Annotated in this window: 13 protein-coding genes; 9 read left to right on the top strand and 4 right to left on the bottom strand. The window is 68.2% G+C overall.

The window, feature by feature from the left end; all coding sequences use genetic code 11:
- Positions 1-82: 82 nt before the first annotated feature.
- The 3 genes from OMP43_RS18760 (at position 83) to OMP43_RS18750 (ending at position 5,040) form a co-directional block, all read left to right on the top strand.
- On the top strand, positions 83-2,164 hold the full coding sequence (locus tag OMP43_RS18760; RefSeq protein ID WP_280281069.1) for a M13 family metallopeptidase: 2,082 nt from the start codon (positions 83-85) through the stop codon (positions 2,162-2,164).
- Between the two features lie 76 nt (positions 2,165-2,240).
- Positions 2,241-4,637, top strand: a complete 2,397-nt coding sequence (locus tag OMP43_RS18755) for a response regulator (RefSeq protein WP_280281068.1) — start codon at positions 2,241-2,243, stop codon at positions 4,635-4,637.
- A gap of 40 nt (positions 4,638-4,677) precedes the next feature.
- Positions 4,678-5,040, top strand: a complete 363-nt coding sequence (locus OMP43_RS18750; RefSeq protein ID WP_280281067.1) for a response regulator — start codon at positions 4,678-4,680, stop codon at positions 5,038-5,040.
- Between the two features lie 319 nt (positions 5,041-5,359).
- Here OMP43_RS18750 and OMP43_RS18745 read toward each other — a convergent pair whose 3' ends face one another.
- A complete protein-coding gene (locus OMP43_RS18745) occupies positions 5,360-6,079 on the bottom strand; it encodes an MOSC N-terminal beta barrel domain-containing protein (protein ID WP_280281066.1) in 720 nt (239 codons plus the stop codon).
- 175 nt (positions 6,080-6,254) lie between these two features.
- Here OMP43_RS18745 and recA point away from each other — a divergent pair, with 175 nt between their 5' ends.
- From recA to OMP43_RS18725, 4 genes are all read left to right on the top strand, one after another.
- On the top strand, positions 6,255-7,334 hold the full coding sequence (recA, locus tag OMP43_RS18740; RefSeq protein WP_086129910.1) for a recombinase RecA: 1,080 nt from the start codon (positions 6,255-6,257) through the stop codon (positions 7,332-7,334).
- Between the two features lie 250 nt (positions 7,335-7,584).
- Positions 7,585-8,979: an RNB domain-containing ribonuclease gene (locus OMP43_RS18735; RefSeq protein ID WP_280281065.1), complete on the top strand. Its 1,395-nt coding sequence runs from the start codon at positions 7,585-7,587 to the stop codon at positions 8,977-8,979.
- Positions 8,976-9,467, top strand: coding sequence for a hypothetical protein (locus OMP43_RS18730; RefSeq protein WP_280281064.1), 492 nt, complete (start codon positions 8,976-8,978; stop codon positions 9,465-9,467). Before OMP43_RS18735 ends, OMP43_RS18730 begins: the two co-directional genes overlap by 4 nt.
- On the top strand, positions 9,464-10,090 hold the full coding sequence (locus OMP43_RS18725; RefSeq protein WP_280281063.1) for a glutathione S-transferase: 627 nt from the start codon (positions 9,464-9,466) through the stop codon (positions 10,088-10,090). The genes OMP43_RS18730 and OMP43_RS18725 overlap by 4 nt, the downstream gene beginning before the upstream one ends.
- 44 nt (positions 10,091-10,134) lie before the next feature.
- Here OMP43_RS18725 and OMP43_RS18720 read toward each other — a convergent pair whose 3' ends face one another.
- From OMP43_RS18720 to OMP43_RS18710, 3 genes are all read right to left on the bottom strand, one after another.
- A complete protein-coding gene (locus tag OMP43_RS18720; RefSeq protein WP_280281062.1) occupies positions 10,135-10,458 on the bottom strand; it encodes a hypothetical protein in 324 nt (107 codons plus the stop codon).
- 9 nt (positions 10,459-10,467) lie between these two features.
- A complete protein-coding gene (locus OMP43_RS18715; protein WP_280281061.1) occupies positions 10,468-11,034 on the bottom strand; it encodes a hypothetical protein in 567 nt (188 codons plus the stop codon).
- Positions 11,035-11,113: 79 nt separating this feature from the next.
- Positions 11,114-12,433, bottom strand: a complete 1,320-nt coding sequence (locus OMP43_RS18710; RefSeq protein ID WP_280281060.1) for a dicarboxylate/amino acid:cation symporter — start codon at positions 12,431-12,433, stop codon at positions 11,114-11,116.
- A gap of 163 nt (positions 12,434-12,596) precedes the next feature.
- Between OMP43_RS18710 and OMP43_RS18705 the strand changes: the two genes are divergently transcribed.
- Together OMP43_RS18705 and OMP43_RS18700 are read left to right on the top strand one after the other, a co-directional pair.
- Positions 12,597-13,853, top strand: coding sequence for a Xaa-Pro peptidase family protein (locus OMP43_RS18705; RefSeq protein ID WP_280281059.1), 1,257 nt, complete (start codon positions 12,597-12,599; stop codon positions 13,851-13,853).
- A gap of 9 nt (positions 13,854-13,862) precedes the next feature.
- Positions 13,863-14,411, top strand: a complete 549-nt coding sequence (locus tag OMP43_RS18700; protein WP_280281058.1) for a site-2 protease family protein — start codon at positions 13,863-13,865, stop codon at positions 14,409-14,411.
- Positions 14,412-14,453 lie beyond the last annotated feature (42 nt).

The following is a 14,453-nucleotide window of genomic DNA, read 5'->3' as shown; positions in this document are numbered from 1 at the left end:
GCGGTGTAATAATGTTACGCCCGCCCGATTGACGGAGCCTATCGACGGTCTAAGACAGCCCGATCAACCATCGGGGATTACCATGCGCCTGTCGCTCCTCACCACCACCTTCCTCGCCGCGCCCGTGCTGCTCGCCGGCTGCGCGCACAACGCCCCGCTGCCGGCCACCCCGGTCGAGGCCGCGCCGGTCACCGAGCCCGATCCGGCGCCGCAGCCCGAAAAGCCCAAGCCGGTCTACGGCACCTATGGCTTCGACACCGCCGGCATGGACCCCGCGATCAAGCCGGGCGACGATTTCTACAACTATGCCAATGGCGCCTGGGCGAAGAACACGCCGATCCCGGCAGACAAGTCGAACTATGGCTCGTTCAACATCCTGGACGACAACGCCAAGAAGCAGACGCACGAGATCCTCGACGCGGCGAAGGCCGATCCGAACTCGAAGATCGGCACCGCCTATGCCACCTATCTCGACACCGCCGCGATCGACGCCAAGGGCCTGGCGCCGGCCAAGCCGTGGCTCGACCGGATCAAGGCGCTGACCTCGAAGGCCGGCTATCCGGCGCTCGCCGCCGCCGCGCGCCGCAACGGCGTGGGCGTGCCCTTCGCCACCTATGTCGGCCAGGACGACAAGGAGCCGGAAGTCTATGCGCTGAGCCTGTTCCAGGCCGGGCTGGGCATGCCGGACCGCGATTACTACCTCTCGAAGGACGCCAAGTTCGTCGAGACCAAGGCGGCCTATCTCAAGCACCTCACCAACGTGCTGACGCTCGCCGGCGAGCCCAATGCCGCCGCGCGCGCCCAGGCGATCGTCGATTTCGAGACCAAGATCGCCGCGGTGCAGTGGACCCGCGTCGAAAGCCGCGACGCGACCAAGACCTATAACAAGATGACCGTCGACCAGCTGCAGAAGGCGGCGCCGGGCTTCGACTTCAAGGGCTTCTTCGCCGCCGGCAAGACGCCGGTGGAGAGCGTGATCGTCGGCCAGCCCAGCGCGGTCACCGGCATCGCCCGGCTGATCCAGCAGGCGCCGCTGGCGGTGCTCAAGGACCAGCTGCTGGTCCGCACGCTCGACAATTTCGCCGATGTGCTGCCGAGCGCCTTCGACAAGGAGCAGTTCGCCTTCTACGGCACCACCCTGTCGGGCACGCCGGAGCAGGAGGTACGCTGGAAGCGGGCGGTGGACTTCACCACCGGCGCGCTTTCCGACGATGTCAGCCAGGTCTATGTCACCAAATATTTCCCGCCCGAAACCAAGGCGGCCGCCGACCAGCTGGTGAAGAACGTGATCGCGGCGATGGACCGCCGGATCGACAAGCTCGAATGGATGGCGCCCGAGACCAAGGTGAAGGCGCATGAGAAGCTCGCCGCCTTCAAGCCGAAGATCGGCTATCCGGAGCGCTGGCAGGATTATTCGGCGCTGACGATCACGGCGGGCGACGCCTTCGGCAACAATGTCCGCGCCAACAACTGGCAGTATGACGACAATGTCTCGAAGCTCGGCCAGCCGATCCGCCGCTGGGAATGGGGGATGACCCCGATGACGATCAACGCCTATGCCAATTTCGGCATGGTCGAGATCGTGTTCCCGGCCGCGATCCTGCAGCCGCCCTTCTTCGATCCGAACGCCGATCCGGCGGTGAACTATGGCGGAATCGGCGCGGTGATCGGCCATGAGCTGAGCCACCATTTCGACGACCAGGGCGCGAAGTACGACAAGGAAGGCCGCCTGACCGACTGGTGGACGCCGGCGGACGTCAAGGCGTTCAAGGCGCGCACCGACGCGCTGGTCGCCCAGTACGACCAGTATGAGCCGCTGCCGGGCATGCATGTGAAGGGCGCGCTGACGCTCGGCGAGAATGTGGCCGACCTGGCCGGCCTCACGGTCGCCCATGACGCGTACCAGGCTTCGCTGAACGGCCAGGCCGCGCCGGTGCTCGACGGCACCACGGGCGACCAGCGCTTCTACCAGGGCTGGGCCCAGGTGTGGCGCCGCAACTATCGCGAGGCGAACCTGCGCCAGCGCCTGCTCACCGATCCGCACTCGCCGTCGCAGCAGCGCGCCTGGGTCGTGCGCAACCTCGATCCCTGGTACGGGGCGTACAACCCCGATCCGGCGACCAAGCTGTTCCTGACGCCCGACAAGCGCGTCCGCATCTGGTGATCTGATTTCTCCCTCTCCCCGGCGGGGAGAGGGAGAATAGCTTGACCCGGCCGCTGCTACCGAACATCGGTGGCGCATGGCCACGTTGCCCGTCCACACGCCCGCATCGCCGTCTCGCCGCTGGCTGCCCTTCGCGGCGGCGATCCTGGCCGGGTTCCTCGCGGGCGCGGTGATCCTGCTGACGCTGAACGATCGCGCGGTCGCGGTCGGCTTCGTCGCGGCGGGGCTGCTCGCGGCGGGCGGGCTCTGGGGCGCGCGCAAGCTCTTCCATGCGGAGGCCGCCGGTGAGGCCTCGGTCGACTGGTCGGTCGCCCAGGCGCTCGCCGCGGCCAGTGACGACGCGCTTGCGGTCACCGATCGCGCCGGGCGCCTGGTCTGCGCCAACAGCCGTTTCGAGGCGCTGTTCGCCGGCTGGCCGACGCCGCCCAACCTGCCCATCAGCGACGCCGCCGTCGCCGCGCTCGGCACCGCGGCGCGCACCGCCTGGCGCGACGGCGAGGCGCGCGAGGACGGCATCCAGGTGTTCGGCGCTCCCGTTTCGGCGCGGGTCCAGCGGGTCGGCGAGGAATCGCTCGTCTGGCGCTTCATCGGCGTGCAGGCGCTCGATCTCGCCAGCCAGGTCCAGGCGCTGATCGACGGCCATACCGGCGACCGGCTGGCCTCGGCCGGCATCATGGCCGCGATGGTCTCGCCCGAGGGCCGGGTGCGCAGCGCCAACCGGGTGTTCCGCCTGCGTGCCATGGGCAGCCCCGAAGCCGCCGCCGAGGGCCGCGACTTCGCCCGCTTCCTGATCACCGATTCTATGGGCCTGGTCCGTTTCGAGCGCGAGGGGCTGGAGGGCAATCCGCTGCGCGTGCTGCAGATTCCCTTCCTCGACGGCGAGGAGGCGCCGCTGCTCGTGGCGCTGCTCGACGAGGAGCAGGGCAATGTGCCCACGCCCGCGATCGGCGCCAGCGCCGGCGCGCATGTCCGCTCGCTGATCGCGCTGCTGCCGCTCGGGCTTGCGCTGGTCGACCGGGACGGCCGTTTCGCCAGCATGAACGATGCGTTCGTCCGCGCCACCCGCGTCAATGCCGCGGCGCCGCCGCTCTATCCGGGCGACCTGATGGTGCGCGAGGACAAGGCCGCGCTCGCCGACGCCATCCGCCGCTTCGCCGGCGGCGCGCCGCAATCGGCCGAGATGACCGTGCGCCTGGCCGACGCGCCCGAGGAACCGGTCTCGATCGGCATCGCCGGCGCGCGCGGGCTGGGCGAGGCGGCCGTGCTGATCAGCCTCAAGGATTCGGGCGAGGAGTCCAAGCTCAAGCGCCAGGTCGCGCAGGCGACCAAGATGCAGGCGGTCGGGCAGCTCGCCGGCGGCGTCGCGCATGACTTCAACAACATCCTCACCGCGATCATCGGGCATTGCGACCTGATGCTGATGCGCCATTCGCCCGGCGACAGCGACTATGACGACATCCAGCAGATCCGCGCCAATTCGAACCGCGCCGCCTCGCTCACGCGCCAGCTGCTCGCCTTTTCGCGCCAGCAGACGCTGCGCCCGCAGCTGCTCCAGCTGCCGGACGTCATCTCCGAGGTCTCGAACCTGCTGAAGCGCCTGCTCGGCGAGACCGTCCGGCTCGAGGTCAAGCATGGCCGCAACCTGGGCCCGGTGCGCGCGGATCCGGGCCAGCTCGAGCAGGTGGTGGTCAATCTCGCGGTCAATGCGCGCGACGCGATGCTTTCGCAGAATCCCAATGGCGGCGGCACGCTCACCATCGAGACGATGGCGGTGCCGGCGGCCGATGTGCGCCGGATGGACGACGACGTGCTGCCGGTCGGCGACTATACCGCGCTGCGCATCGCCGATACCGGCACCGGCATCCCGCCCGAGATCCTCGCCAAGATCTGGGAGCCGTTCTTCACCACCAAGGAAGTGGGCAAGGGCACCGGCCTGGGCCTTTCCACCGTCTATGGCATCATCAAGCAATCGGGCGGATTCATCTTCGCCGAGAATGTGCCCGGCGGCGGGGCGGAGTTCACCATCTATCTGCCGGTGCATGCCGCAACCGAGGCGCCGGTCGCCGCCAAGCTGCCCGGCCCCAAGGAAAAGCCCGCCGATACCTGGGGCACCGGCACGATCCTGGTGGTCGAGGACGAGGACATGGTCCGCGCCATTGCCGAGCGCGCGCTCGCCCGCCAGGGCTATACCGTGGTCACCGCGGACAATGGCGAGGCCGCGCTCGAGCTGATCGAGACGATCGACCGGCCCGATCTGCTCATCTCCGACGTGGTCATGCCGGTGATGGACGGGCCGACGATGGCACGCCGGATCCGGGCCAAATATCCCGACCTGCCGATCCTGTTCATGTCGGGCTATGCCGAAGAACAGCTGCGCAAGTCGATTGATCTGGAGCAAGTCGCCTTCCTGCCGAAGCCCTTTTCGGTGCAACAACTTGCAGAAGCCGCGCGCGACGTGCTTTCGCCCAAATAAATACTTGGCGTTTCGCGATTTTCCTGCGATGGGAGCGGCCATGCCGGGGCCCCAGAAGATCCTGATCGTCGAAGACGAGCCGCTCATCGCGATGATGCTCGAGGACTTTCTCGACGCGCTCGATCGCGTCGTCGCCGGCATGGCGGACAGTGTCGCCTCGGCGGTGGAACTGGTCGAGGCGGGCGGCATCGACGCGGCCGTGATGGACGTGAACCTGCGCGGCGGCGAGACCTGCTGGCCGATCGCCGATGCGCTGGCGGCGCGCGGCATTCCGTTCGTGCTCGCCACCGGCGGGGCGGGGGACATGATCGCGGAAGCCTATCGCGACCGCCCCGTGCTCTCCAAGCCGTTCACGATGGACAGTGTCGAGAAGGTGCTCGACAGCCTCGTCGCGGCGGACTGAGCGCCGGCTTTCCTCCTTCCCCATGCCATGGCCGTCATCCCGGCGAACGCCGGGATCTCAGGCGGGGGTGCGATACGGGCACATCTGGCGGAAATTGTTTCGCGCAACGATGCTACGAAGAAGAGATGGTTCACGCGGAGACGCGGAGACGCGAAGAGGGCTCGCGCCGCTCCAGCGGCGCCCTCCACGACAAAGCTCCCATTTTCCGGCCGCTGACGCGGCGCATGCCCCAACCGCACACGCAACATCTTCGCGCCTCCGCGTCTCCGCGTGAGCAATGTCTTCTTCGTCGCGGTGCAGCGTCGCTGCGCGAACCCACCTAATCCAGCAGCCGCACTGGATCGCGCAGCCGGATCAGCCCCGGCCGGGCCGGACCCGCGTAAACCCCATAGGCATTGCCGAAATCCCGCGCGACGGTCCGCAGCAGGCGCGGTTCCTTCACTCCGGTGTCCGGATCGATCGTCACGATCACGCAGCGCGCGATCGGATCGGCGCATTGCACCACCGCACCGTCCCCGTCCTCGCGGCCGAACGCCAGTCTTCGGCCCCGCCATTCGGTGGCGGGCACCTCGCTCTCCACGATCAGGTTGATCCGGAACCGATCGATCGCCAGCGGTTCGCCATGCGCGGCTTCCAGCGCGGCGTGGCCGGCGCTGGTCTGGATCGAGACCGGCATCGAATCATAGATGCCGCGCGCCACCTGGATCAGCGTGGCGGGTTCGCCCGCGGCCGCCTCCAGCTGTGCCTTGAGCAGCGGATCGCGGAGCGGGACCGTCGCGCCCTCGGGCGTCTCGACCGTCACTGCGCTGGTCTTGGGCCGGGCCGGATCGTCGAAGCGCGCCCGGTGGAGGACCATGGCGGGCACCTCGCGCGCGGTGAGCCAGGGAAAGCGCGTGCCATTGGCCGCGCGGACGAACGCATATTGGCGGTCGCCTTCGATTCCCTGCCAGTCGAGCTCCGCCATATCGAGCCGCTCCCCGGCCATCGACTTGACCGGAAAGCGATTGAGCGCGCGGACATGGCCGACGATGCGGGACATGGCACCCCGGCTAGCGACGGGAAGCGGGAAGGGCAATCGCGGTCCGGCGGGGTGGTGGAACGGTTATGGAACAAAAAATTTCGTTCCGCTCTTGTTCCATGAGAACAAACACGATACATGGCTTCCAACACAGGTTGAAGGCGCGAGCCAAACCTTCTAGCGACGGGGACTTCCAATGGCAGCTTCGCTCAAGGTGATTGACGGCAACATGGCGATTTCTTCGGACAAGCAGAAGGCGCTCGACGCCGCCCTCGCGCAGATCGACCGCGCATTCGGCAAGGGGTCGGCGATGAAGCTCGGCTCCAAGGAGGCGATGCAGGTCGAGGCGATCTCGACCGGGTCGCTCGGGCTCGACATCGCGCTCGGCGTGGGCGGCCTGCCCCGTGGCCGCGTGATCGAAGTCTATGGGCCGGAAAGCTCGGGCAAGACCACGCTGGCGCTGCACGTCATCGCCGAAGCGCAGCGGAGCGGCGGCGTCGCGGCGTTCGTCGACGCCGAGCATGCGCTGGACCCGGTCTATGCCAAGAAGCTGGGCGTCAACATCGACGAGCTGATCGTCTCGCAGCCCGATACCGGCGAGCAGGCGCTGGAGATCACCGATACGCTGGTCCGCTCGAACGCGATCGACGTGCTCGTGGTCGATTCGGTCGCCGCGCTGGTGCCGCGCGCCGAGATCGAGGGCGAGATGGGCGACAGCCATGTCGGCCTCCAGGCCCGGCTGATGTCGCAGTCGCTGCGCAAGCTGACCGGCTCGATCAGCCGCTCGCGCTGCATGGTGATCTTCATCAACCAGCTGCGCATGAAGATCGGCGTGATGTACGGCAATCCGGAGACCACGACCGGCGGCAATGCGCTGAAATTCTACGCTTCGGTCCGCCTCGACATCCGCCGCACCGGCCAGATCAAGGACCGCGAGGACATCATCGGCAACACCACGCGCGTGAAGGTGGTGAAGAACAAGGTGGCACCGCCGTTCAAGCAGGTCGAGTTCGACATCATGTATGGCGAGGGCATCTCAAAGATCGGCGAGATACTCGACCTCGGCGTCAAGGCCGGACTGGTCGAGAAGTCGGGTGCCTGGTTCTCGTACGACAGCGTCCGGATCGGCCAGGGACGCGAGAACGCCAAGAATTTCCTCAAGGAGAATGGCGAGCTGCGCGAGCGTCTCGAAGCGGCGATCCGGGCACGCACCGAGAAGGTCGCCGAGGGTCTGATGACCGGGCCCGACGCCGATGACGGTGACGACGACCTTTGATCCATATTCAGGCCGCGCCCGCGTGTGATGCGTGCGGCGGCGGTCACGGGCTGAGACCCATGGGAAGACCCGGCGCGTTGCCCCGCGCCGGGTCTTTCGCGTCCGGGCATTTGCGTCCGAACATTCGCGTTCGGGCACGCGCGCGATGCCTTGCATGCGCGACGTTCGTCACGCTCGGGGCGGGAAGAGAGCGTGCGCCGCCTTGCGATCCCGGTTTCCCGATCCGCGGCGGGCGTTATAGTCGCGGGCGATGAAGGCGGTTTTCGATCCCGATCGCGTGCTGGCCGGCGGCCTCGCCGCCATCCGCGACCAGTTCCATGTCCCGCAGGCCTTTCCCCCGGAGGTGATCGCCGCCGCCCAGGCCGCGGCGCGGCGCGTGCCGGCCGACCATGCGGACCGGACGGCGCTTCCCCTGGTCACGCTCGATCCGGCGAGCTCCACCGATCTCGACCAGGCCTTCGCGATCGAGTCCAGTGGGAGCGACCTGCTGCTGCGCTATGCGATCGCCGATGTCGCCTGGTTCGTCGACGATGGCGATCCGATCGACCGCGAGGCCTGGCGGCGCGGGGCGACGCTCTATCTGCCGGACGGAAAGGCCGGGCTCTATCCGCCGATATTGAGCGAGGGAGCGGCGAGCCTGTTGCCCGATGGTCCACGCCCGGCGGTGCTCTTCACGGTGCGGGTGGCGCCCGATGGCGAGGCGCGGCTGGACGCGGCGGAGCGGGCGCTGGTCAGGAGCCGCGCCAAGCTCGCTTATGAGACGGCGGACGACGCGGACCTGCCTCCGCAATTCGCCGAGCTCGCCCGCCGCATCGCCCTTGCCGAGGCGCGTCGGGGCGCCGCCCGTGTCGATCCGCCCGAACAGGAAGTCGTGCGCCGCGCGGATGGCGGCTATGCGTTGGCCTTCCGCGCGCGTCACGCATCGGAGGCGCGCAATGCGGCCCTGTCGCTCGCGACCAACCTTGCCATCGCCGAGCTGTTGCAGGCACATCATACCGGCCTGTTCCGCGTGATGGCCGAGCCCGATGCGGCGGCGGTATCGCGGCTGCGGAACACGGCGCGCGCGCTCGGCATCGCCTGGCCCGAAGCGCAATCGCTCGTGGCTTTCCGCACGGGCCTGGATCCGGCCGATCCGCACCAGGCGGCGCTGATGCTCGCGATCCGCCGGGCGGGGCAGGGCGCCAGCTACGCCCCATGGCACGAGGGCACGGTGCCATGGCACGCCGCCGTCGCGGCGCCCTATGTCCATGCCACCGCGCCGCTCCGGCGGCTGGCGGATCGCTATGTCATCCAGGCGGCCCTGGCGATCATGGCGGGCCGGCCGGTGCCCGAGATCGTCGCCCAGGCCTTTGAGCGGCTGCCCAAGGTAATGGGGCGTGCCGATGCCGTGAGCGGCCAGATCGATCGCGCGGTGGTCGACCTGGCCGAAGCGGTGATGCTCGCCGGGCGCGAGGGGGAGGAATTCGCGGCGATCGTCACCGATGTGGATGTCCGCGGCGCACGGATGCAGCTCGCCGACCTGCCGGTGGTGACGCGAATCGACGCTCCCGGAACCGCGCCGGGAACGCCGATCCGCGTCCGGCTGGTCGATGCCGACCCGACTGACCGCGCGGTGCGCTTCGAAGCGATCGGCGTGGCATCGTGACGGCGATACCCGCCGATCCCGAAGACATCGCGGCGACCGCGGCCCAGCTCGAAGGCTTCATTGCCCGCTTCACGCCCGAGATCGCGAACCGCGTTCGCGCCGCGCGCGCGGTGTTGCGTGCGCGGCTGCCCGGCGCGACCGAGCTGGTCTACGACAATTACAACGCGCTCGCGATCGGCTATGGTCCGGGCGAGAAGACGTCCGAGGCGGTGTTCAGCCTTGCCGTCTATCCGCGCAACATATTGCTCTATTTCCTGCCCGGCGTCGGATTGCCCGATCCGGAAGGGCTGCTTCAGGGAGAGGGGCGGCGGGGGCGCTATGTCTGCCTCAAGGACGTGGCGCTGCTCGACGCGCCCGCGATCGCCGCCCTGATCGCGGCCGCGCTCGATGGGGCGCGGCGGCCCTTGCCTCCGGCGGGCGGGCGGACCATCGTCAAGTCGATATCGGCCCGGCAACGGCCGCGCCGCCCAGCCGGAGACGCCGCATGACGATCATCGTCCATCATCTCGAGAACTCCCGCTCGCAGCGCGTGCTCTGGCTGCTCGAGGAACTGGGGCTGCCCTATGAGGTCCGCCGCTATCGGCGCGACAAGGCGACGATGCTCGCGCCGCCCGAGCTTCGCCAGGTCCATCCGCTCGGCAAGTCGCCCGTGATCGAGCATGCGGGCAACATCATCGCCGAGACGGGGGCGATCGTCGAATATCTGGTCGAGCTGGCCGATGGTCGCCTGGGCATGCCGGGGCATCGCGAGGACGCGCTGCGCTATCGCCATTTCCTGCACTATGCCGAGGGGTCGCTGATGCCGCCGCTCTTCACCAAGCTGGTGCTCAGCCGCGTGCCGCTGCTCGGCAAGGTGGCGCAGAAGAAGTTCCAGCCGATGATCGACGTCCATCTCGACTATGTCGAGGGCGAGCTGATGGCGCGGCCCTGGTTCGCCGGCCCCGAATTCACCGCGGCCGACGTGATGATGAGCTTCCCCCTCGAAGCCGCGGTGAGCCGCGCCAATGCCATTGCGGGGCGGCCATTCATGGATGCCTGGATCGAGAAGATCCATGCCCGCCCGGCCTATAAGGCGGCGCTGGCCGCCGGCGGCCCCTATGCCTATGCCTGAACAGCCCGGCGCCCCCGGCTGCGCCTAAATGGCGGCAAGGGCGATCATATCAGGGCGAAGCCGGTCGCGGCGTTGATGAAGTCCTTCACTGCATCGACGATCGCGTTGATCGCATTCTGCACCAGCACCAGCGTCATGCTGGTCATCGCCACGATCACCGAGACGGCGGCGCGAATCTGCATGTCGAACAGGATCTCGGCCCCGCGCAACGTGTATTGGGCATGGTTCTCGGCGATCGCCTCCACCTGGATCGCGATCTTCTTGAGCTCGGGCACCGCATAGCTTTCCATCTCCGCCCAGATGCCGCCCGCCAGCCCGCGCCCCGCGGCGGTCATCCGGTCGACCAGCCCGTCCACGTCCACCTGCATCGCCTTCTCCTATCGGCTCAGTTGCTTGGCGCGCTGCACGGCCATCGCCGCGCGCAGGGTGGCGCCGAGCCCGCCGTCGAGCAGCGGGCCGACGGCGGCGGCGGGAATGCCCAGCCCGCCTTCCGCCTGGTGAAAGGCGCGCAGGTCGTGGAACTGCTGCTGGAGCAATTGCATCAGCACCACGTCGCAATCGCCCTGGGGCGGGGTGCCGATCTTCCCGCCGATCGCGGGCGGCAGGTCCGCCGCCGCCAGCGCCCTGGCCATCGCCTGGGTGGACGGGCAATTGTCCAGCACCCGGTTCGCCTGCGCCCGGGCGACGAGCAGCGCCACCCGGCCTTCCATATTGTCGTAGAAGTCGGTGTTCTGGGCATAGGCGCCGGCGGGTTGGCCGGCATTGGTCGCCATCTTCGCGACGAAGCTGGTCGTGTCCTGCAGCACCGATCCGAGCTCGGCATCGGTCGCCGCGTCATAGGGCGCGGCAAGCTGGACGTGCGCGCAGCCGGCCAGCGCGACCGCGAGCAGCAGCAGCGCGGCGAGCCGCCGCAGATCCCGTCCGAACCCCGTCAAGGCGCGCATGAAAGTCTCCCCCGGGGAGAGACTTTCATCTTCGCGCGGGAAAGTCCAACGGCGATGGCGCCGCCGCGGACCGGCGCGTTCAGTGGCGGCCATAATCCTGGAAGCTCTCCGCCTCGGTCGCCGGGCCCTGCATGGGCGGGACGATCGGCTCGATCGGCTGGGGCGCGTCGAGCTTGCCCTCCCAGCGCGCCACCACCACGCTGGCCACGGCATTGCCGATCACATTGGTCGCGGTGCGGCCCATGTCGAGGAAATGGTCGACCGCGAGGATCAGCAGCACGCCGGCCTCGGGAATGTTGAAATGGCTGAGCGTGCCGGTGATCACCACCAGGCTGGCGCGCGGCACGCCGGCAATGCCCTTGCTGGTGACCATCAGGATCAGCAGCATCTGGATCATCGTCATCCAGTCGAGATGGATGCCATAGGCCTGGGCGATGAAGATCGACGCGAACGTCATGTACATCATCGAGCCGTCGAGATTGAACGAATAGCCGAGGGGCAGCACGAAGCTGGCGATGCGCGGCGGCACGCCGAACCGGTCGAGCGCGTCGAGCGTGCGCGGATAGGCCGCCTCGGACGAGGCGGTCGAGAAGCCGAGCAGGATCGGGTCGCGCAGATAGCGCAGCAGCGTGCGGGTGCGCGGGCCGACGATCAGGAAGCAGACGCCGAGCAGCGTCGCCCAGAGCGCGAACAGGCCCAGATAGAAGCTGCCCATGAAGAAGGCGAGGTCGCCGACCACGCCGATGCCCTTGGTCGCCAGCGCCTTGGCCACGGCGCAGAACACGGCGACCGGCGCGAAGAGCATGACATAGCCGGTGACGGTGAGCATCACCTGCACCAGCGCCTCGAGCCCGCGGACCAGCGGTGCGCCCTTCTCGCCGATGGCGGCAAGGCCAACGCCGAAGAAGAGCGAGAAGATGACGAGCTGGAGGATGTCGTTGCTCGCCATCGCATCGATGCCGCTGGTCGGCACGATGTGGATGAAGAACTTGGCAAGGTCGAAGCTCGAGCGATCGACGCCGCTCGATGCCGTGGCGGCGGGGACCGTCAGGTTGAGGCCGACGCCGGGCTGGAGCAGGTTGACGAAGATCAGTCCGAGCGTGAGCGAGACCAGGCTCGCGCAGACGAACCAGAAGAACGCCTTGAGGCCGACGCGCCCGATCGCGCCGCCGCCGCCCATATGGGCGATGCCGACCACCAGCGTGGAGACCACCAGCGGGGCGATGATCATCTTGATCAAATGGAGGAACATCTGGGTCGGTATGTCCAGGCCATAGGCCCAGTTCTCGATTGCCTTCGCCCCCTCCGGCGTGCCCGCGAGCGAGACGTTGAGGGCATAGCCCAGCAGGCCGCCGAGCAGCAGCGCCGCCAAAATGAACCAGGTAAGTCGCTTGCCCAACGGAGGCCCCCCTAAAAATCCTTTGGTCGCAGGCAAAGGGGATTGCGCGCGCCGGGTCAAGCCCCGCGCGCCCAGCCGATGTGTGCTGCCCTATGCACGGCGGGTATTGCGGCGGTGCGCGAAGCGGCCCTATCGCATGCATCGCTGTTTCCGGAGAATGACGATGCGCCTTCACCGCCGTGCCCTTGTCAGCGCTGCCGTCCGTGCCGCCGCCGCCGCGCCGCTGCTCGCCCTGCCGGGCGTGCTGCGCGCCGCCGAGCCGGATCTTTCGGCGCTGCAGGACATCACCAGGGGCGCGGTGCCGATCGACAATGCCGAGCGCGCCGCGCGGCTCGCCCGGGCCCAGCGGCTGATGCAGGCGAACCGCATCGGCGCGGTGCTGGTCGAAGGTGGGTCTTCGCTGCTCTATTTCACCGGGCTGCGCTGGGGGCGCAGCGAGCGGCTGACCGCCCTGGTGCTGCCGGCCGAGGGCGAACCCTGCATCGTGACGCCTTTCTTCGAAGAGGCGCGCACCCGCGAAGGGCTGGCGATCCCCGCCGAGATCCGCGTGTGGCAGGAGGACGAGGATCCGCTGAAGACCGTGGCCGGCTTCCTCAAGGATCGCAAGCTCGCGCACCTGCCGGTCGGCATCGAGGAGACGGTGCGCTATTTCGCGGTCGACGGGCTGCAAAAGGCGGGACTCGCCGTGGTTTCGGCCAATCCGGTGGTGCGCGGCTGCCGGATGCTCAAGACGCCGGCCGAGATCGCGCTGATGCAGCTCGCCACCGACGTGACGATCGCGGCCTATCGCTGGGTCCATCCGCGCGTCGAGAAGGGGATGAGCCAGCGCGACGTCTCGGCGCTGATGGACGCGGCGACGCGCAAGCTGGGCGGCAGCCCGGAGTTCAGCATGGTGCTGGTGGGCGAGGGCGCGGCCTATCCGCACGGCACCAAGGTGCCGTCGCCGGTGGCCGAGGGCCGGATCGTGCTGATGGATTGCGGCTGCACCGTGCAGGGCTATCAGTCCGACGTGTCGCGCACCTGGGTGCACGGCACCCCGACGGCGGAGCAGCGCAAGGTTTGGGACCAGGTGGCGCAGGGCCAGCGGACCGCTTTTGCCGCGGCCAGGATCGGCGCGACCGCGGGCAGCGTGGACGATGCGGTGCGCCGCTATTATGCCTCGCTGGGCTGGGGGCCGGACTACAGGCTGCCCGGCCTGTCGCACCGCACCGGGCACGGCATCGGGCTCGACGGGCACGAGCCGGTCAACCTGGTGCGCGGCGAGCGGACGCAGCTGGCGCCGGGCATGTGTTTCTCGAACGAGCCGGGCATCTATATTCCCGGCAGCTTCGGCGTGCGGCTGGAGGACTGCTTCCACATGACCGATGGCGGGCCGAAATGGTTCAGCGAACCGCCCCGGTCGATCGATGCGCCGGTCTGAGGGATATATATGCGCCAGCTTGCGATAGCCGTCTTTCTAATCGTCAACGCCGTTGCCTTCGGCGCCCTCTATGAGGGCGCCCACTTCAATTTTCCGTCGGCGCTGCTGCTGTTCTTCCTGTCGTCGTTCGGCGCCACGCTGATTCACGAGCTCGGTCACGCTTGGATGGCTGCGAGGCTCGGCGCAGAGGTGAGGTATATTTGCGTCTGGATATTCTCCCTTCGGATGCGTCCACGGCAGCTGACGATTGTCGCGCCGCGAGGAGGCGGTGATGTCGCCGGATATGTCGTATATGAGTTCGCGGGCCATTGGGGGCGCCAGCGCTTCGAAGCATATATCGCGGCGGCAGGGCCGGCTGCGAATTTCGCGGTGGCGCTCGTCGCCGGCGGTGTTGCCACGCTGCTGGGAATGATGGGCCTGCACGTTGCCGAGCTGGCACTGGCGCCGCTTGTGCTCGTGTCAGGCGGCATGGCGGTTGCCAACCTTCTGCCGTTCAAAGGAAGTGACGGGTCCGTGATCTTGCGAACGATACATGCCAGCCATCGCCGCCGCGGCTAGTCGAAATGCTTGTTCATCCCCAACTGCTCGCTTAAGTCGCGC

It is taken from the genome of Sphingomonas sp. CBMAI 2297 (genome assembly GCF_029870595.1).
In the GTDB taxonomy this organism is placed as follows: Bacteria; Pseudomonadota; Alphaproteobacteria; order Sphingomonadales; family Sphingomonadaceae; genus Sphingomonas.
Note: the sequence above shows the minus strand (reverse complement) of the source record. Positions and strands in the feature narration are given on the sequence as shown.